This window comes from Nocardia sp. NPDC006044 (assembly GCF_042871115.1).
Lineage (GTDB): Bacteria > Actinomycetota > Actinomycetes > Mycobacteriales > Mycobacteriaceae > Nocardia.
Genome location: NZ_JBIAID010000002.1, coordinates 1,040,958 through 1,058,945, shown reverse-complemented (window position 1 = coordinate 1,058,945; position 17,988 = coordinate 1,040,958). Strand labels below are relative to the sequence as shown.

Genomic DNA, 17,988 nt, shown 5'->3' with positions numbered 1-17,988 from the left:
CGCTGTCCTAGTGTGGTGGCTGACAAAATAGGTCTTTGCCGCAACAATCACGGAGGTCTTACTGTGCCCATCGCGACTCCGGAGGTCTACGCCGAGATGCTCGGTCGGGCCAAAGCGCACTCCTTCGCCTTTCCCGCGATCAACTGCACGTCCTCGGAGACGATCAACGCGGCCATCAAGGGCTTTGCCGACGCGGGCAGCGACGGCATCATCCAGTTCTCCACCGGCGGTGCGGAATTCGGCTCCGGCCTGGGCGTGAAGGACATGGTGACCGGTTCGGTCGCGCTGGCCGAGTTCGCGCACGTGGTCGCCGCGAAATACGACATCACCATCGCGCTGCACACCGACCACTGCCCGAAGGACAAGCTGGACGGATTCGTCCGGCCGCTGATCGCCATTTCGCAGGAGCGGGTGACCAAGGGGCAGGCGCCGTTGTTCCAGTCGCACATGTGGGACGGTTCCGCGATCCCGATCGACGAGAACCTGGAAATCGCCAAGGAACTGCTGAAGGCGTGCGCCCAGGCGAACATCATCCTCGAGGTCGAGATCGGTGTCGTCGGCGGTGAGGAGGACGGCGTCGAGGCGGAGATCAACGACAAGCTCTACACCTCACCGGAGGACTTCCAGAAGACCATCGACGCGCTCGGCGCGGGCGAGAACGGCAAGTACCTGCTCGCCGCGACCTTCGGCAACGTGCACGGCGTCTACAAGCCGGGCAACGTGAAGCTCAGGCCCGAGGTGCTGGCCGAGGGGCAGCGGGTGGCCGCGGCCAAGCTCGGCCTGAGCCAGGACGCGCAGCCGTTCGACTTCGTCTTCCACGGTGGTTCCGGCTCGCTGAAGTCGGAGATCGAGGATTCGCTGCGCTACGGCGTGGTGAAGATGAACGTCGACACCGACACCCAGTACGCGTTCACCCGGCCGATCAGCGGGCACATGTTCACCAACTACGACGGTGTGCTGAAGATCGACGGCGAGGTCGGCAACAAGAAGGTCTACGACCCGCGCAGCTACCTGAAGAAGGCCGAAACCTCGATGGCGGCACGTGTCACCGAGGCATGCAATGATCTGAAGTCCGCGGGAAGGTCGATCAGCGCCTGACCCACTCATCAACCCACCGGGGGCTCGACAGCTCATGTGTCTGGATGTGCGCGTGCTCGGGCCTGTCCGGTTGCTCGTCGGCGGTGAGCCGGTGGCGGTCGGCGGGCCCAAGCCGCGGGCTCTGTTGGCCGCGCTCACCGTGAATCGGCGGCGCGCCGTATCGTCGGCCGCGCTGGCCGACATGGTGTGGAACGAGGACCCGCCCGACTCCTACGCCGCCAGCCTGCAGGTATTCGTCTCGAATATCCGTAAGGCGCTGCGTAATTCGGGTGTGGATCCGGCGACGGTGCTGCGCACCGAATCCTCTGGCTATCGCCTCGAAGTGGCCGAGACCGCCTGCGATCTCGGCCGGTTCGAGGCGACCAGGGAGGCCGGTAGCCGGGCCGCCGCGCTCGGCGACCACGCCGGTGCCGCACAGCTTTTCGGCGCCGCGCTGCGCGAATGGAGCGGCCGCGCGCTGGCCGATCTGAGCGGGCTGCAGTTCGCCGACGGTTTCGCCACCGCGATGGACGAGGAACGGCTCGCCGTCGCCTCCGCCCGGATCGACGCCGAAATCGCGCTGGGCCGGGCCGCGTCGGTGATCGGCGAGCTGGTCGCGATGACCGGCGAGCATCCGCTGCGCGAACCGCTGTGGGGCCAATTGATCACCGCGCTCTACCTTTCCGGCCGGCAGGCCGACGCGCTGGACGCGTGCCGCCGGGTGCGGGCCGTGCTCGCCGACGAGCTCGGCATCGATCCGGGGCCTGCGCTGATCGAGCTCGAACATCGGGTGCTGCGCCAGGAACCGCTCGGCGCGGCCGAACACCGGCAGGTGGAACGGATGGCCGCGGCGATGACCGAGACGGTCACCGAGGCGCCGAGCACGGTGCGCAGCGGCAAGCTGCGCATGCCGGACGGCCGGGTGGTCCCGATCGCGCAGGGCGGCTTGCGGATCGGCCGGATGACCGACAACGACCTGGTGCTCGACGACCCGAAGGCCAGCCGGTACCACGCGCACATCATGCCGAGCCGGGCCGGTCTGCTGATCAAGGACCTGCACTCGGCCAACGGCGTCTACGTCAACGACGACCCGATCGAGAACGGCGCGCTGCTCGCCGACGGCGACCAGATCCGGATCGGGGCAACGATGTTGATCTTCCTGGCCGTGCAGTAGCGGTCAGCCGTTGCAGGCGATGCCGTCGCCGTCCTGGTCGAGGAACGAGTTGAAGCGGGGATCGCCGCGGTAGATCGTCCCGGCGCCCTCGGCGCGCACTTGATCGCAGTCGGTGTAGATCCTGTTCGATCGCTTCTTCCGATCATCGTCGCCCTTGCCGTCGCGGTCCGGCGTCGGCCACGAATCGTTGGGACTGCTGATGAGGGTGGCGGGGGCATCGGCGGTGGCGGTCGGCGGCACCAGAGCGAGGGCGCCGACCACGAGACACGCGGCGCCGATCGCAGGGGACACGCGGCGCAGTACTGAGTTGCTCACGGTATCCATCCTGCGCCGGAATCGTGGCGCCGTGGGGTGTGGATTACCTGTGAAACCGCAGACTCAGGCCAGCCGGACCTCGGCGATGGCCCGGCCGAACAACTTTCGGCCCTCCGAGGTGCCGCCGAGCACGACGGTCGCGGTGCGGGTGGCCGGGTCGAGCGATTTGATTCGGCCGGTGAAGTCGACCGTGCTCGCCGCGTTCGCCGCCACCGGCACGAAGCCGGAGAACCGCACGCTGAACTTCTCGATCGCGGTCGGATCGCCGAGCCAGTCGGTCAGATAGCCGCCGGCCAGCCCCATGGTCAGCATGCCGTGCGCGACCACGGTCGGCAGGCCGACCAGCTGCGCGGCGTGGTCGCTGAAGTGAATGGGGTTGGCGTCGCCGGATACCCCGGCGTAATTGGCCAGGTCGCCGCGGGCCAGCCGGAACGAACCGGCGGGCAGCTGATCGCCGGCCGACAGCTGATCGAAGTCGGGCAGCGTGTGCACCGGCGCGATCACCCGATCCGCGGCCGGGGCGGGCAGGTCGCCGGGGCCGAGCGGGATCAGCGCCGAACTGTCGTCCAATCCTTGTTCGGCCGTGGGGAATTCGACCACCTGGCCGTGCATCATGATGTTGTCGACCACGTCGGTGAGACCGGGGTCCACCTCGGCGCCGCGGCGCGCCACGATGGTGGTGGAGCCGATCAGCGCGAGCTCGCCGTGCTGGTTGACCAGGGCGGAGCGGACCACGACGAAATCGTTGTCGCCGAACTGGCGGATCGACTCGATCAGGATCTCGCTGGTCAGCCGGTCACCGGCGAGGATCGGCCGGTAGGCCTGGAAGACCTGATCGGTCTGCAGGATCTGGGAAAGGTCGTATTCGGTGAGAACCGACTCGAGCAGCGAGCGGGTGCCGGACGAGCCGATGACCGAGGCGAAGGTCGGCGGCGCGAGGACGCCGGCGTGGCCGAGCTTGTGCGCATCGGATTCCTGGTGGTGCGCGCCGTGGTGATTCTGCACCGCCCGGGCGAATTCCCGGATCTTTTCCCGGCCGACCTCGTAATGGTCGCGGACGCGGAACCGCTGCCCGGCCAGCGTCGCCGTTTGTTGCACATCATCAATGTCGAGCGCCATCGTCTGTTCCCTGCCCATGATGCGGCCACGCTACTAATGAACCGGACCATTGACCAGCCGAGTGTGACCACCGCTACCGTCGATCGATATGGAATTGCTATCGAGTTTGCTTCCGCTTCATGTGCGGGCCCGAAATGCACTTTTATCGCCCGATATCGGTGATGCGCATCGGCTATGAAACAAAAATAGGCCGCCCGGTGCGCGGGCAGCCTATTTCACGTTCGACTTTGTATTACTGGCCGCTGGTCGGCGGGTCGCACACCTTCCAGCCGTTGTCGGTCTGCTGAAGATCGAAGGTGCGCGCCGAGCGCTTGTTCGGATCCGCCTCGGTGTAGACGGTGGCCTGTGCGATCGCGGTCTTGTCGGTGATCCGGACGGCGTCGACCTCGTCCACCACCGGGATGGTGCGCCGGTCCATCGACAGCTGGTGCACTCCGGCGAACTGGTCCGCCGCAATGCCCTGGTAGAAGTCGTGCAGCGGACCGCAGGTGGTGCTGCGCAGGGTGTTCAGGTCACCGGTCTTCAAGGCCTGGGTGTAATCGGTGATGGCGGCGCGGACCTTGGTCTCCGGCGAATTGTCCGTCGAGTTCACCATGACCGCCACGGTCACGCCGATCAGGATGACCACGACCACGGCGGCGCCGGCCAGCGCGAGCAGCCACCGCTTGGAGCGGCCCGGCGCGGACGCCGGCTCGACCGCGTCGACCGGGGCCTGCGCGGCGGGGGTGATCCGCTGCGGCGGGGCGATCGGGCGCGGCTGCGGCGGGCGCGGTCCGCCGAGTTGCTGCGCGGGCATCGTCAGCTGGGTGTCCGCGGGCGAGGGCGCGGTTCCCGGCCGGGGCAGGCCGGGGGGCGGCGGGACGGGCCGGGCATCCTCGGCCGGTCCGCTCTGCGGCGGCGACGAAGGCGCTTGCGGGCCAGGCTGTTTCGGACCGGCGGCCGGGCGCGGCGTGGCCGGCGGCTTGGTGATCGGCACCCGGCCCGCGCCCGGCGTGACCCGGTCTGTGCCGGACGGCTTCGGCGCGTCGGCGGGGCGCTGGATCGGCAGCGCGACGGTCTGCGCGTCGTCCGGCTTGATCACCGGCATGGCCATGGTTACGTCTTCGGATCCGGGTGGGGCCGGTTTGCTCTGGGCCGGGGTCTGCATCTTGACGGTGTCGGCCTCGGGCGCCGCGTCCTCGGCCGGCGGGGCGGGACGCTGCTGCACCCGCATCACCGTGGTCGGTGCGTCGCCGTCGGGGAGGTCGTCCTTCGCCGCCGGCTCGGCGGACTGCTCGGTGGCGGACTGCTCGGGCGCGCTGTCCTGGGCCGCACCGGGTTTCGTTCCGCCGAACCAGGCGGATTTCGCCGCCGCGCCGCCCGGCGCTCCGGTGGCACTTTCTTCGCCGGTGTTGTCTTTCTGCGGCGCAGCCGGTTCCGCGCCTGCCTTCGCGACCGGCGTCGCCGCCGGTGCGTTCTTGCCGGATGCCTTGGCGGCCTGATGATCTCGCAGGCCGCGTTTGATCGCCTCGGTGCGGGCGTCGGCCGCGGCTGTGCCGCTGGAAGTTCCGCCTTCGGCGCCACCGGCGGCCGGAGCGGCACCGACTGCTTGTGCGGCGTCGGCGGCCGGAGCGGCGGCGGGTTTGTCGGCGGCTGTGCCCGGGCGCGCGAGATCGGGCTCGGTTTTCGCGGCATTGCCCGGCGCGGGGGTCGGTTGTGCTGGAGTTGCTTTCGACTGCGCCGCGGGCGGGGCGGCCGCGCTCGGGGTCGGCGGTTTCGCGCCCGCCGCGCCGGGCCGGTCCTTGGCGTCGCGTTCGATCGCCACGGTTTCCGCGGTCGCCGCACCGCCCTTGGCGATGTCGGCCACCACGTTGACGGGCTTACCTGTTTGCGGTGCGGCGGGTTTCGACTCGGGTGCGACGGACTCGGCCGCAGCGGCCTCGGTGCCGGACTTGTTCTGCGCGCCGCGCTCGATCACTTCGGTCTCGGCGGCGGCCGCAGGGCTGTCCTTTTGCGCCGCGCCTGGTTTCGCGTCCGCGCCGGGAGCCGCCTGCTTCACCGTCACCTCTGCCGACCCGGGCCGTGCGCCGGACGGGTTCGCGGCCTGGGCCGGTGCGCTGACCTTGGGAATGGCATTGGGATCTGCCGAGCCCTGCTGCCGTCCCGCGGTCTGCCCGGCGGGTGACCCGACCGACTCGGCGGTTCCCGGCGCGGAGGGGGGTGCGGCCGGGGTATTCGCGGACGCTGCAACAGCATTCGGCCTTTGCGCCGCGGCTTTGCCTGCCACCGGCGCGGTACGCGCGGTCTGTCCGGTGGCCTGGCTCGAGTCCGTGGACTTCGCAGCGGCCGAGTCCGTACTGGCCGGCTTCGCGGATTGCGCCGCGGTGCTTCCCGCCGTACCGGCGCCGCCGGGAGCCGAGCCGGACTTGCCCGCGTCCGGTGCGGCCGAGCCCTGGCCTGCTGAACCCTTGACGGCCGCCGTGCCGCTTCGTGACGACTCGCTCCCGGCCGGAATAGGGCGGGTAGGTGCGGCAGGCGCGGCCGCGTCCGCGACCGGGTTGCGTTCCGTGGTGGCATCGGGGCGTGCGTCGGCACCGGCCGGGGTTGCCGGATCGGCGCTCTCCCGCACCGGGTTCTTGTCGTCGTTCGGGTCGGACACGCACTACCCCTCGCTCAGGCGGAACAGTTGAACTCGACGGCCAGCTTAACGGGCACACCCGGACGAAGCCCGACATCAGAGCGCGCATGGCCGCGACGATTGTCCGGCCGTTGCCCGGAGTGAATGCGGAGGTAATCGGACATCGGTGCACAATGAAGCCCATGACCTCGTTCGGTGATCTCCTCGGCCCGCAGCCGGTACTCCTCCCCGAAATCCCCGACGCGGAAGAAGCGTTGCTCGACAAGACCGATCCGGTGCGCGTCGCGGCCGACCATCCGTCGGCGTCGATCGCCTGGGCCTATCTGGCCGAGGCGGCGCTGACCAGGGGTGAAGCCCAGGACGAACCGGTGAATCACGACATTGTCGCCGCGTACGCGTTCGCCCGCACCGGATACCACCGCGGCCTCGACCTGTTGCGGCGCAACGGGTGGAAGGGCTTCGGTCCGGTGCCGTGGAGCCATGAACCCAATCAGGGCTTCCTGCGCAGCGTCGGCGCGCTGGCCCGGGCGGCCAAGGCGATCGGTGAGACCGAGGAATACGCGCGCTGCCTCGATCTGCTCGAAGACTGCGACCCGCGGGCAGCGGCCGAACTCGGTCTCGACTGAGACGTAGTGAACCAGTATCGCGAACCGATTCCGTGGCGGGTGGCGGTCGGGTGACGGGTGGGCTCGACCTCAACATCCGGCCGCGGGTAGGGCTCGCCCGGGCGAGCAGCATGGATCGGCTGCGCTCCTCCTGGGCGCGGCTGCGGCTGTCCGCGTTGCCGATCCTGCAATGCGCGGTCGGCGCGGCCCTGGCCTGGTTCATCGCGCGCGAACTGGTCGGCCATCCGCAGCCGTTCTTCGCGCCCACGGCGGCCGTGGTGTCGATCGGCATCTCGTTCGGCGCGCGGCTGCGGCGTTCGGTGGAGCTGGTGGTCGGCGTGGCGGTGGGCATCGGCATCGGCGATCTGTTCATCACCCGCGCCGGCACCGGCGTGTGGCAGATCGCGCTGGTGGTCGCGGTCGCCATGGCGGCGGCGGTGTTCCTGGACGGCGGATCGATCATCACCATGCAGGCCGCCGGTTCGGCCGTGCTGGTCGCGACGCTGCTGCCGCCCTCGGCCGGCGGCGGCTTCTCCCGGATGATCGACGCGCTGGTCGGCGGCCTGGTGGGAGTCGTTGTGGTGGCGTCGATTCCGCTGCACCCGGTGCGGCGGGCCCGCGAACAGGCGGCGGAAATCCTTGCGGTGATGAGCAAGTCGCTCACCGAGTGCGGCGACGGCCTGCTCGAGCAGGATCCGGACAAGCTGCGGGCCGCGCTCGCGGCGGTCCGCGCGACGCAACCGCAACTGGACTCGCTGCGCGCCACCCTGGAGGGCGGTAAGGAGATCAGCCGAATCTCCCCGCTGTACTGGAACTCTCGCGCCCGCCTGGAACGGATCAAGGCCACCGCGGACCCGCTGGACAACGCGGTGCGCAACACCAGGGTGCTGCTGCGCCGCTCGCTCACCCTGGTGCAGGACGACGAGATACTCGACCCGCGCCTGATCGACGAGGTCGAACGGCTCGGCCAGGCCGCCGAAGTGGTGCGCCGGATGATGCTCGCCGACCCGGGCGAGCAGCCCGACCAGGCCGAGGCCGCCCGCGTGCTGCGCACCGTCGCCAAGGAGGCCCGGCCGGAACTGGTTGAGGGCGCGGGGCTTTCGGCCCACGTCGTGTTCGCCCAGGTGCGCTCCATCGTGGTCGACCTGATGCAGGTCTGCGGGGTGAAGCGGATCTCCGCGATCGCGCTGCTGCCGCCGACGGTGCCCAAGCCGTTCGTCACGCCCGAGGACTGACTACTCGCGCCGGCGTGCGGCCGATCTCGTCCATCTTTGGGTAGTCCGCTACTCGTGTTCCGGCGGCCGCGTGCCCATACCTTGAACAGGTGACCGCGATCGAACGAGGGGTGTCGCGGTCGACCACTTCGCACACAAGCGAACTGCCTGCTCGGCCATAGGTGTGGTGGCCGTCGGGTCAAGGGCGGTTCGCCCGCTGCGAGGAGTGGAGCCGCCTGATCCGGGGTCCGGTCGGGCGGCTCTACGTTCGTCAGGCCCCGCTTTCTTCCTTGCTCAGCGGGAACATCCTGGCCTGACCCGGGCGCAGCGTGAAGCGCCGCCGGTCGAAGTCCCAGAATCGATAGATCGGCCACTGCACGGTGTGCGCCAGCCAGGCGCCGACGATGACAACTCGGTGGAACGGCAGCACCAGGTAGCCCTGGTTGGTGATGGTGCGCAGGCCGCTCAGCTGGAACTGCCACCAGCGCCGCGGGCTGGTCCGGCGGCGCCGCGCGGAGGTCTGCACCCGCATGTCGATCAGCTGATCGATCGGCAGGCCGCGCTTGGTCAGGCACAGCGCCAGGTCGAGATCGTCGATCACATCCGGCCGGGTGACCGTGTCGTCGCGCACCTCCAGCCAGGCGGTGCGGCGGATGGCCATGTTCGGGCCGTGCATGTTGCCGACCCGGCCGCCGAGCTTGCCGCGCCGATCCTGAAGGTAGTAGCCGAATTTCAGCAGGAAGCCGACCGGTGAGTCGTAGTAGGTGGTGATGCCGGTGACCGCGGCGACCTCGGGTTGTTCGGTGAGGTGCCGGCGGATGGTCGCGCCCCAGTCGGCGGCGACCAGGCAGTCGGCGTCGGTGCGGCCGATGAAATCGCCACGCGCCTTGTCGAATCCGGTGTTGCGGGCGCGGGCGACGCCGCGCTGCGGTTCGTCGACTAGTTCGACCTTCGGGTGGGTGAGGGCGTAGTCGCTGACCAGTTCGCGGGTGCCGTCGTCGCTGCCGTTGTCGACCACGATGACCTCGTCGATCGAGTCCTGCGCGACGAGACGGTCGAGGGTCTGCGTGATGCAGGCGGCCTCGTTCAACACGGGGATGACGATGGATAACACCGTCGCCCCATCGGGGGTGTGCATGAGTGGGTGCTGCTCCAAATCTGGTTCGGGCATGCCTGAGTACCGCCGGGAGGGTCTGTTCCTGCCCTGAACAGACGCGCGGCTGACAAGAGGGGGTGAGTGGACTCAGCCCTGAGTCCGGAAACGACGCTCGGCACGAACGGGCCCGGCCCGCGCCGATCACTGTCTCGACCCTAGTTGTCTTGGTACGCAGACAGAATCCCCAATGCTTGGGGGCACCAACTGTCAGGTGGCGTCGATCTCGCCGACCGCGGAGACCCGGGCGGGCGCGGGCCGCAGCGTGAACCGGCGGCGGTCGAAGTCCCAGAATCGATAGATCGGCCACTGCACGGTGTGGGTCAGCCAGGCGCCGACGATGACCGCGCGGTGGAACGGTTGCACCTGGTAGCCCTGCTCGGTGATGGTGCGCAACCCGGTCAGCTGGAAGCGCCACCAATCGCGCGGGCCGGTCCGGCGTCGCCGGGCCGAGGTCTCGGCACGCATGTGCTTCAGCTGGTCGATCCGCAACCCGCGCTTGGTCAGGCACAACGCCAGATCCAGATCCTCGGCGACGTCCGAGCGGGTGGTGGTCTCGTCGCGCACCGCGTGCCACGCGGACCGGCGGATGGCCATGTTGGGTCCGTGCATGTTGCCCACCGGACCGCCCAGCTTGCCGCGCCGATCCTGCAGGTACAGGCCGAATTTCAGGAAGAAGCCGATCGGCGAGTCGTGATAGGTGGTGATACCGGTGACGGCGGCGGTGTCCGGCTGCTCGGTCAGCGTGTCCCGGATGACCGCGCCCCAGTCCGGGCCGACCAGGGTGTCGGCGTCGGTGCGGGCGAGGAAATCGCCACGCGCCCGGTCGAATCCGGCGTTGCGGGCCGCGGGAATGCCGGGTGTCGGCTCCTCGATGAGAGCGACTTCCGGATGGTCGAGCGCGTAGTCACGGACGATCTGCCGGGTGCCGTCCTCGCTGCCGTTGTCCACGACGATGATCTCGTCGATCGCGTCCTGGACGACGAGGCGGTCCAGGGTGCGCACGATGCACTTCGCTTCGTTGAGTGCGGGAATCACGACGGACAGAACCGGCGCGGGCGATGTGCTGGTCATAGAGATCCTGCTCCAACATCTACTTCATGGGCAGTGAAAACCCCGTTGTGCGGCCGGTTTTCGCTGCCGAGTGCGCTGATCGGCGCGGTGGCGGTGCGGTCGTACGGGGAGATACCCCATTCCGCCCGAAATGATCCCCTCGGTGCGCAACTCGATCGAACGCGCCTGGCCTTACGTCCAGAAGCGGGTCAGGAAACTGCCGTAACGTGACCAATTGGATGGCACCCCGGATACTTCGAACAACGCGTACACCGCGTCGAAGAAGACCCCGTTGATCGCCGGAGTGAACAACAGCGCGAACAGGATCAACATGCCGAACGGCTTGAACTGATCGAGCGCGCGGCGCGTCTGATAGCTCAGCGACGGCTCGAGGATCCCGTAACCATCGAGTCCCGGCAACGGGATCAGGTTCAGGAAAGTCGCCGTGATCTGCAGGAAGGCCAGGAAGCTCAGTCCGAACCAGAGCGCGGGATGCGAACTCGCACTGCCGAATACCCGCACGATCACCAGCAGCAGCACCGCGCACAGCGCGTTCACCGCCGGGCCCGCGCCGCTGATGATCCGCTGCGTGCGCGGTGAAAAGTTGTGCGTATGAACGTAAACCGCGCCGCCGGGCAACCCAATGCCGCCCAGCGCGATGAACACCATCGGCAGCACGATGGACAGCAGCGGATGGCTGTACTTCAGCGGATTCAGCGTGAGATACCCGCGCAACTCCACCTCGCGATCGCCCGCTCGCCAGGCCGTGAACGCGTGCGCGAATTCGTGCAGGCACAGCGTGATGACCCAGCCGAACACCACGAGCACGAACACGCCGACCTTGGCCCGGGTGGAGTCCACCTCGGCGTCCCAGGCCAGTCCGCCGCCGACCGCGGTGAGGACGACCACCAGCAAGAAGATCGGGCTCGGCCGGATCGCGCGCGAGCGGCGTTCGGCGGAGAAGCGGTCGGTCATCGGACCAGCAACCAGGGCTCGTGATGCCGGTAGAAACTCGACCGGGGCACCGTCCGCTCGGTGCGGATGCCGTCCCTGGTCACCACCGCGCCCGGCGTGCCGAGCTGGGCGGCCCGGCCCTCGACCCAGCGGCGCTTGCGCATGCCCTTCGGTGCGGCGGCGCGCACGCCGGGCTGGTGCAGCGTCGGCGAGATCAGCATCGCGGCGACCTTGCCGGAGAACAGCTGCACGTCGTCCACATAGGCCTCGCCCTCCAGCTTCTCCTCGCCCACGCCGGTGATCCTGGCCCGGCCGACCAGCACCTGGCCGGTGTCGTCGCGGATCAGCGGCACCGCGGTGGCCTTGCCGTCGATGGCCCGCTTGGCCGCGGCATTGCCGGTGCCCGTCTGATAGGCGCGGGAGCCATAGGTCTTCTCGACCGGCACATAGCCGATCTCCACGTGCAGCCGTTCGGTGCGCATCAGGTGGGTGAGCACGGTGGCCAACGCCGCGTCGTCGCCGAGCACGATGAGCCGGGGGAGGCTGTCGGCAGCCAGCACGGGCAGCAATTCGTCGATCTCGGTGGTATCGGGGACGGCGGCCGTCGAACTGGTCGGCAGCGCCGCGAGGGCGATAGGTACCGGTGCGCCGTCGCAACGGAGAACGTGGGTACTCAAACTGCCGTACACCCTCCTCGGTTCGAGCCGACACTCCGTCGGGCCCTTCGCCAGTTCCGCCGAACCCTGCCCGGTCCCGACGGCTGCAACCCTAGCCCCGCACGGCCTCGGCCACAGGGTGTCGAGCCGTCAATCAGCCTACGCAGAGATGCGGTCCCATGCCGTCGGCGACGCGTCTACTAGACTGTGCTCCCGGCCACCGCCTCGACACGGCAGTAGCTGCAACACGGGTGCTCATCGCGCCCCGCCGGTCTGTTTCCGGCTGCCATCGCTCAGGGTGTTGCACGTCGAACCGTAGGAGATACAACCATGCCGGCAATCGTCCTGATCGGCGCCCAGTGGGGCGACGAGGGTAAGGGCAAAGCTACCGATCTGCTCGGTGGCCGGGTGCAATGGGTGGTCCGATACCAGGGTGGCAACAACGCGGGCCACACCGTGGTGCTGCCCAACGGCGACAACTTCGCTCTGCACCTCATCCCGTCCGGCATCCTCACCCCCGGCGTGACGAACGTCATCGGCAACGGCGTCGTGATCGATCCCGGCGTGCTGCTCGAAGAACTGGCCGGGCTGGAGGATCGCGGCGTCGACACCTCGGGTCTGCTGCTGTCCGCCGACGCGCACCTGATCATGCCGTACCACGTGGCCATCGATAAGGTCACCGAGCGCTTCCTCGGCAACAACAAGATCGGCACCACCGGTCGCGGCATCGGCCCCTGCTACCAGGACAAGGTCGCCCGGGTCGGCGTCCGGGTGGCCGACGTGCTGGACGAGAAGATCCTCACCCAGAAGGTCGAGGCCGCCCTGGAGTTCAAGAACCAGGTGCTGGTGAAGATCTACAACCGGCGCGCGCTCGACCCGCAGCAGGTGGTCGACGAGGTACTGGCCCAGGCCGAGGGCTTCAAGCACCGCATCGCCGACACCAGGCTGAAGCTGAACGTCGCTTTGGAGAACGGCGAGACCGTGCTGCTGGAGGGTTCGCAGGGCACCCTGCTGGACGTCGACCACGGCACCTATCCGTACGTCACCTCGTCCAACCCGACCTCGGGCGGCGCGGCGGTCGGCGCGGGTGTCGGGCCGAACAAGATCAACGCGGTGCTCGGCATCCTGAAGTGCTACACCACCCGGGTCGGCTCGGGTCCGTTCCCGACCGAGCTGTTCGACGAGTTCGGCACCTACCTGGCCAAGACCGGCGGCGAGGTCGGCGTCACCACCGGCCGGGCCCGGCGCTGCGGCTGGTTCGACGCGGTCATCGCCCGCTACGCGACCCGGGTCAACGGCATCACCGACTACTTCCTCACCAAGCTCGACGTGCTCTCCAGCCTGGAGACGGTGCCGATCTGCGTCGCCTACGACGTAGACGGCGAGCGGGTCGAGCAGATGCCGACCACGCAGACCGGGTTCCATCACGCCAAGCCGATCTACGAGGAGATGCCGGGCTGGTGGGAGGACATCTCCGGGGCGCGCACCTTCGAGGAACTGCCCGCCAATGCGCAGGCGTACGTGCTGCGGCTGGAGGAGCTGTCGGGTGCGCGGATCTCCTGCATCGGCGTCGGTCCGGGTCGCGATCAGACCATCGTGCGCCACGACGTGCTCGGCTGAGACCGGAAAGTTATAGCCCCGCTGAATGATTGTGGCCGTTCGTCGTTCGATGGGTGGGTTACATGATCGGTTACATCTAGAGTAAGAGTCATGGCTCGGAACTGGCCGATGGTCGAGCGCGTGACCGAGTTCGAGGCGATCCGCGCGGCCCTCACCGGCACGGAACACGTCGGCACGGTCCTCACCGGCGACGCCGGTGTCGGCAAGACGACGCTGGCCAGGCAGGCGACCGCCGCGGTCGGCGGCAATATTCGCTGGGTGGCGGGCACCGAATCGGCGCGCAGCATTCCGCTGGGGGTGTTCGCCCACATGGTCGGCGTCTATACGGCGCACGATCCGGTGACGTTCATGTCCGCGGCCAGGGAGGCGCTGCTCGCGGACGGGCACACCATCATCGGGGTCGACGACGCGCATCTGCTCGATCAGTTGTCCGCGACGCTGCTCTTGCAGCTGGCCATCGACAAGGCGGCGCACATCGTGGCCACCGTGCGCAGCGGGGTGCCGGTGCCCGACGCGGTGACTTCGCTGTGGAAAGACGGTCACCTGCTGCGCATCGACCTGAATCCGTTCACCCAGCGGCAGAGCGTCGACCTGGTCGAGTCGATGCTCGGCGGGCAGCTCGAGGGGTTCACGGCCAACCTGATGTGGGAGTCGTCCGGCGGAAACGCGCTGTTCCTCAGGCATTTGGTGGAGGGCGCGCTGGAGGCGGGCTCGCTGCGCCAGGTGAACGGTGTCTGGCAGCTGCGCGGGCGCGCGGCGGTGACCTCGGAACTGGCTGCGCTGCTGGAAGATCGGGTCGAGCAGCTACCCGACGACGTGCTGCATGTGCTGGAGCTGCTCACCTTCTGCGAGCCGATCGACCTCGACGTGCTGTCCGAACTGTCCGGCGAGGAGGCGGTGGAATCGGCCGAAACCCGTGGCGTCATCAGGGTTGTCGAGAATGGGCACCAGCTGTCCGTGCGCTACAACCATCCGCTGTTCGGCGAGGTGATCCGGCGCAGGCTGGGGATCGCGTCGGCCCGCCGGTTGCGTGGCCGGCTGTACTCCTCGCTCAAGGAGCGGCCGATCAATTCCGCCGCCGACCGGATCCGGCTGGCCGAATTGGCTTTGGACAGCGACAAATCCGCCGATCTCGAGCTGTTCGAGGCGGCCGCCGCGGATGCCATCGGCCTGGCGAACCTGCCGCTCGGCGAACGTTTCGCGCGGGCTGCGGTGGAACGTCGCGGCGGGGTGGAATCGGCCGATCTGCTCGCCAGGGCGCTGCTGTGGCAAGGCCATCGGATCGAGGCCGAGCGCACGCTGGCCAGCTTCGACCCGGATCAGCTCACCGAGGTCCAACTGGCTCGCTGGGGTAGCACCAGGGTGGCGAATCTGCTGTGGGCCATGGGCGATGCCGATCAGGCCGACCAGGTGCTGAAACTGGTGCGCAGCAAGGTCGAGCACCCGAAGATCGCGGCCATTCTCGACGGGCTGGCCTCCGCCTGCGCCGTCAACGAGAACCAGATCGACATCGCGATCACCGAGGCGGAAAAGGTGATGGCGCTCAACGGCGCACCGGCCTGGGCGATCTGGTGGGCGTCGTTCGGTGGTGGGCTCGCGCTGACCCTGATGGGCAAGGGCGCGGCCGCGCTGGAGTACGCGGCCCGCGGGCACGCGGTGGAGAGCGAGATCGATGGGCTCAACCGGTTCATGTCGACGCACGCCGAGGTGCTCGCGCTGTTGCTGACCGGCGACCTCGAAGCCGCACGGCATTGTGCCACAGCCTATTTCGGTTACTCGGCGCCCGGCCAGTACCTGGCCTGGGGCATGTCGAAGATCCTGCAGGGCACCGTCGACGTGGCCCAGGGGCATTTTCCGGACGCCATCGAGAATCTGGAACAGGCGTTGGCCGCGCTCGCCGCCGAGGGGGCGGCCGCGTGGATGTTCCCCGCGAGAATCCGCTTGGCCGAGGCGTATTCGGCGCTCGGCCGGTCCACCGAGGCGGCCGAGGCGATCGCGGAGGCGACCGCGCGCGGCGGTCGGCACAGCGCGGTCTACGAACCGCAGCTCGAGATCGCGCGGGCCTGGCATGCCGCCGCGGAGGGCACCGTCACCCCGGCCATCCGGCTCGCGATGAGCGCGGCCGACGCGGCCGCCCGGTCGAACCAGCACGCGATCGAGGCCATGGCGCTGCATGCCGCCGCCCGCTTCGGCGAGCAGTCCGTGGCGGGCAGGCTCGCCGATCTCGCGGCCAGGGTGGACGGCAGGCTGGTGCAGGCGCAGGCCAAGCACGCGGTCGCGCTGGCCGCGCACGACGGGCCCGGACTCGATGCCGCCGCAGCCGAATTCGAGCGGATCGGGGCGTTGTTGTCCGCGGCCGACGCGGCCGCGCAGGCGGCGTCCGCACACGAGCGCGCGGGTGACCGTCGGCGTCTGCTGGAGTCCGCCGCCTCGGCCAATCGTCTCGCCGCGGCCTGCGGCGGTGCCAGTACCCCCGCGCTGCGGCAGGCCGCCCAGCCGCTGCCGCTGACCGCCCGCGAGCGGGAGATCGCCAACCTCGTCGCCGCCGGACTCTCCAACCGGCAGATCGCCGACCGCCTCACCGTCTCGGTACGCACGGTGGAGGGCCACCTCTACCGCGCCTGCATCAAAATGGACGTCACCGATCGCGAATCCCTCGGCGCACTCATGCGCGGCGAGTCCGCCGGCTGAGTCGTTCCCGCACCACCTCTGATTTCCCGCACCGAAAATTGCATGCGATTCTCGGTGCGGGAAATCAGAAGTGGTGCGGCGCCGGCTATTGTTCGCGTAGCTGGGGCCAGAGGGTGTCCCACGGGACGGTTCGGTCCACCAAAAGTGTTGCCAGGTCCGGGATTATCGGCTGGGAGCTGGTGAACGCGGCGGACAGGAGTGGGGCCGGGGTGCCGATATACAGGACCGCCGTGGCGGATTCGGGTGGTGCGCCGAAGTAGTAGTAGGCGCGGTGCGGGCTGTAGGCGCGGGGCAGGCCGGTCGAATCGCGGTGCAGGTCGACGGCGGCGGCGAACGGGTAGCTCTCGGCGACGATGGCCGTGTGCGGCCGGATCTCGGCGGGGAGTTCGTGGTAGGCCGCGGCGACGGCGTCGGAGAGATCGCCGATCATGGTGTCGGACTGGGCGAATGCCTTCGCGGTGAGCATGAGCGTGGTGTCCGGGATGCGTTCCGCCCAGGAGCGCGGATACACCGGAACCGCCGCCGCCCCCATCGCGAGGCCGATGACCAGCGCCACCGCCACCAGCCCGCGGATCACGACCCGTCTGCCGAGCGACGCCACGACCACCGCGCCCGCGGCGATCGGCAGTGCGTACAAACCGCACGCGTAGTAGGAGCGACCCGAACTCGCCAGGTAAGCAAGGAAAACCAGGGTCAGCGCGGCACCGGCGAACCGATAGATCCGAAACCGCTTGCTGATCAACAACATCGGCAGACCGATCAGTAGCAGCGGCAACCCGACCGCCAGACCTGCTCCGGAAGCGCTGTCCCACAGGAACCTGCCCACCCCGGGGAACTCCGCCGCCACGACCTCGGACATATGCGTGTACGGCCACCGATTCCGGTTCTGCCACAGCAGATTCGGAATCGTGGCCACGGCGGCCACCGCCCCGCCCACCCACAGCGCGGGCCGCCCGGCCAAGCGCCGAGGCCCGAACACCAACGCACACAGCACGAGTGCCACCCACAGCGCGGGCACCAGGAACTTCGTCTGCAACGAAAACACCGTTACCAGGCCCGCATAGAACAGCAACCGATCGTCGGGCCGCCCTTCGGCGTTCAATCGGGCCCAGCGGACGACCAGCCAGACGATCGCGGTCCAGAAGGCCGGATCCAGCGAATACGTTGCGAGCCAATGACACAGGATCACCGCCGAGGACAACGCGTACCCGATCGATGCCAGCACCTGCGCGCCGCGAGCACCGCCCAGTTCCCGCGCGAGCACGGCGGTGAGCACCGTCCCGGCGACCGCGGCGAGCGTGGCGGGCAGCCGCAACACGATCAGCGAGTCCGGCGCGAGGTGACTCATCGCCGCAGCCAGCGCGGGTACCAGGGCGGGTTGGTCGAAATACCCCCACGCGAGGTGATCTCGGCCGGCGACCACGAAATACGCCTCGTCGAAGAAGTAGCCGTAGTTCCGGCTGGCGATCAGCAAGACCAGCCCGACCATGCCCGCGACCGTGAGCACCGGCCGCCAGGCGATCCGCGGCAGGGCCGAGCCGGGCTCGGCGACCGCCGGATCCGCGACACCTGACGAACCCGCCGTCGCAGTGGTCATGTCCACCCTCCCTCATAGCTTGCCGAGTTCGACCGCGAGTGCGGGCAGATCGATTCTGCAACCGGCCCGCACCTCGGCGAATCCACCGCAGGTCGCGCCCGGACTCCGGCGAAAGGACTACCGGCACCCGCCGCAGGTACGAC

General features: G+C 69.0%; 14 protein-coding genes. 6 read left to right on the top strand and 8 right to left on the bottom strand.

Annotation, left to right across the window (positions count from 1 at the left end):
• Positions 1-63 precede the first annotated feature (63 nt).
• Both fbaA and ACFYO1_RS22405 read left to right on the top strand, forming a co-directional pair.
• On the top strand, positions 64-1,098 hold the full coding sequence (gene fbaA, locus ACFYO1_RS22410; protein WP_387234069.1) for a class II fructose-bisphosphate aldolase: 1,035 nt from the start codon (positions 64-66) through the stop codon (positions 1,096-1,098).
• Positions 1,099-1,132: 34 nt separating this feature from the next.
• Positions 1,133-2,251 carry a BTAD domain-containing putative transcriptional regulator gene (locus tag ACFYO1_RS22405; RefSeq protein ID WP_378723967.1) on the top strand — a complete coding sequence of 373 codons (1,119 nt, stop codon included), beginning with the start codon at positions 1,133-1,135 and terminating at the stop codon, positions 2,249-2,251.
• A gap of 3 nt (positions 2,252-2,254) precedes the next feature.
• On the opposite strand, the gene ACFYO1_RS22400 is transcribed toward ACFYO1_RS22405, so the two are convergent.
• The 3 genes from ACFYO1_RS22400 to ACFYO1_RS22390 form a co-directional block, all read right to left on the bottom strand.
• On the bottom strand, positions 2,255-2,566 hold the full coding sequence (locus tag ACFYO1_RS22400) for an excalibur calcium-binding domain-containing protein (protein WP_387234066.1): 312 nt from the start codon (positions 2,564-2,566) through the stop codon (positions 2,255-2,257).
• 63 nt (positions 2,567-2,629) lie between these two features.
• Positions 2,630-3,685, bottom strand: a complete 1,056-nt coding sequence (locus ACFYO1_RS22395) for a fused (3R)-hydroxyacyl-ACP dehydratase subunits HadA/HadB (RefSeq protein WP_387234063.1) — start codon at positions 3,683-3,685, stop codon at positions 2,630-2,632.
• Positions 3,686-3,917: 232 nt separating this feature from the next.
• The gene (locus tag ACFYO1_RS22390; protein WP_387234061.1) at positions 3,918-6,323 is read right to left on the bottom strand and encodes a hypothetical protein; all 2,406 of its coding nucleotides are present in this window, start codon (positions 6,321-6,323) and stop codon (positions 3,918-3,920) included.
• 161 nt (positions 6,324-6,484) lie between these two features.
• Here ACFYO1_RS22390 and ACFYO1_RS22385 point away from each other — a divergent pair, with 161 nt between their 5' ends.
• Both ACFYO1_RS22385 and ACFYO1_RS22380 read left to right on the top strand, forming a co-directional pair.
• A complete protein-coding gene (locus ACFYO1_RS22385; RefSeq protein WP_387234058.1) occupies positions 6,485-6,928 on the top strand; it encodes a DUF3151 domain-containing protein in 444 nt (147 codons plus the stop codon).
• 110 nt (positions 6,929-7,038) lie between these two features.
• Positions 7,039-8,142, top strand: coding sequence for an aromatic acid exporter family protein (locus ACFYO1_RS22380; RefSeq protein WP_387235306.1), 1,104 nt, complete (start codon positions 7,039-7,041; stop codon positions 8,140-8,142).
• Between the two features lie 250 nt (positions 8,143-8,392).
• Here the strand turns inward: ACFYO1_RS22380 and ACFYO1_RS22375 are convergent, their stop codons facing one another.
• The 4 genes from ACFYO1_RS22375 to ACFYO1_RS22360 all read right to left on the bottom strand — a co-directional run bounded on the left by ACFYO1_RS22375 (position 8,393) and on the right by ACFYO1_RS22360 (position 11,958).
• Complete coding sequence (locus tag ACFYO1_RS22375; RefSeq protein WP_387234055.1) at positions 8,393-9,292, bottom strand: glycosyltransferase; 900 nt, start codon at positions 9,290-9,292, stop codon at positions 8,393-8,395.
• A gap of 192 nt (positions 9,293-9,484) precedes the next feature.
• Positions 9,485-10,348, bottom strand: coding sequence for a glycosyltransferase (locus tag ACFYO1_RS22370; protein ID WP_387234052.1), 864 nt, complete (start codon positions 10,346-10,348; stop codon positions 9,485-9,487).
• A 171-nt stretch (positions 10,349-10,519) separates the two neighbouring features.
• Positions 10,520-11,302, bottom strand: a complete 783-nt coding sequence (locus ACFYO1_RS22365) for a site-2 protease family protein (RefSeq protein WP_387234049.1) — start codon at positions 11,300-11,302, stop codon at positions 10,520-10,522.
• Positions 11,299-11,958: a hypothetical protein gene (locus ACFYO1_RS22360; protein ID WP_387234046.1), complete on the bottom strand. Its 660-nt coding sequence runs from the start codon at positions 11,956-11,958 to the stop codon at positions 11,299-11,301. Before ACFYO1_RS22360 ends, ACFYO1_RS22365 begins: the two co-directional genes overlap by 4 nt.
• 309 nt (positions 11,959-12,267) lie before the next feature.
• Between ACFYO1_RS22360 and ACFYO1_RS22355 the strand changes: the two genes are divergently transcribed.
• Both ACFYO1_RS22355 and ACFYO1_RS22350 read left to right on the top strand, forming a co-directional pair.
• Positions 12,268-13,557 (top strand): adenylosuccinate synthase, encoded by a 1,290-nt coding sequence (locus ACFYO1_RS22355; RefSeq protein WP_150400075.1) that lies wholly within the window; start codon positions 12,268-12,270, stop codon positions 13,555-13,557.
• Positions 13,558-13,647: 90 nt separating this feature from the next.
• Positions 13,648-16,248, top strand: a complete 2,601-nt coding sequence (locus ACFYO1_RS22350; protein WP_387234043.1) for a LuxR C-terminal-related transcriptional regulator — start codon at positions 13,648-13,650, stop codon at positions 16,246-16,248.
• A gap of 85 nt (positions 16,249-16,333) precedes the next feature.
• Here the strand turns inward: ACFYO1_RS22350 and ACFYO1_RS22345 are convergent, their stop codons facing one another.
• On the bottom strand, positions 16,334-17,845 hold the full coding sequence (locus ACFYO1_RS22345) for a glycosyltransferase family 39 protein (RefSeq protein WP_387234040.1): 1,512 nt from the start codon (positions 17,843-17,845) through the stop codon (positions 16,334-16,336).
• Positions 17,846-17,988: the final 143 nt, after the last annotated feature.

What these genes read in the sequence shown, in the direction of transcription:
- ACFYO1_RS22365 (WP_387234049.1), bottom strand. Translation starts at nt 11,302, where the DNA reads ATGACCGACCGCTTCTCCGCCGAACGCCGCTCGCGCGCGATCCGGCCG.
- ACFYO1_RS22355 (WP_150400075.1), top strand. Translation starts at nt 12,268, where the DNA reads ATGCCGGCAATCGTCCTGATCGGCGCCCAGTGGGGCGACGAGGGTAAG.
- ACFYO1_RS22350 (WP_387234043.1), top strand. Translation starts at nt 13,648, where the DNA reads ATGGCTCGGAACTGGCCGATGGTCGAGCGCGTGACCGAGTTCGAGGCG.
- ACFYO1_RS22380 (WP_387235306.1), top strand. Translation starts at nt 7,039, where the DNA reads ATGGATCGGCTGCGCTCCTCCTGGGCGCGGCTGCGGCTGTCCGCGTTG.
- ACFYO1_RS22375 (WP_387234055.1), bottom strand. Translation starts at nt 9,292, where the DNA reads ATGCCCGAACCAGATTTGGAGCAGCACCCACTCATGCACACCCCCGAT.
- ACFYO1_RS22385 (WP_387234058.1), top strand. Translation starts at nt 6,485, where the DNA reads ATGACCTCGTTCGGTGATCTCCTCGGCCCGCAGCCGGTACTCCTCCCC.
- ACFYO1_RS22345 (WP_387234040.1), bottom strand. Translation starts at nt 17,845, where the DNA reads ATGACCACTGCGACGGCGGGTTCGTCAGGTGTCGCGGATCCGGCGGTC.
- ACFYO1_RS22405 (WP_378723967.1), top strand. Translation starts at nt 1,133, where the DNA reads ATGTGTCTGGATGTGCGCGTGCTCGGGCCTGTCCGGTTGCTCGTCGGC.
- ACFYO1_RS22370 (WP_387234052.1), bottom strand. Translation starts at nt 10,348, where the DNA reads ATGACCAGCACATCGCCCGCGCCGGTTCTGTCCGTCGTGATTCCCGCA.
- ACFYO1_RS22395 (WP_387234063.1), bottom strand. Translation starts at nt 3,685, where the DNA reads ATGGCGCTCGACATTGATGATGTGCAACAAACGGCGACGCTGGCCGGG.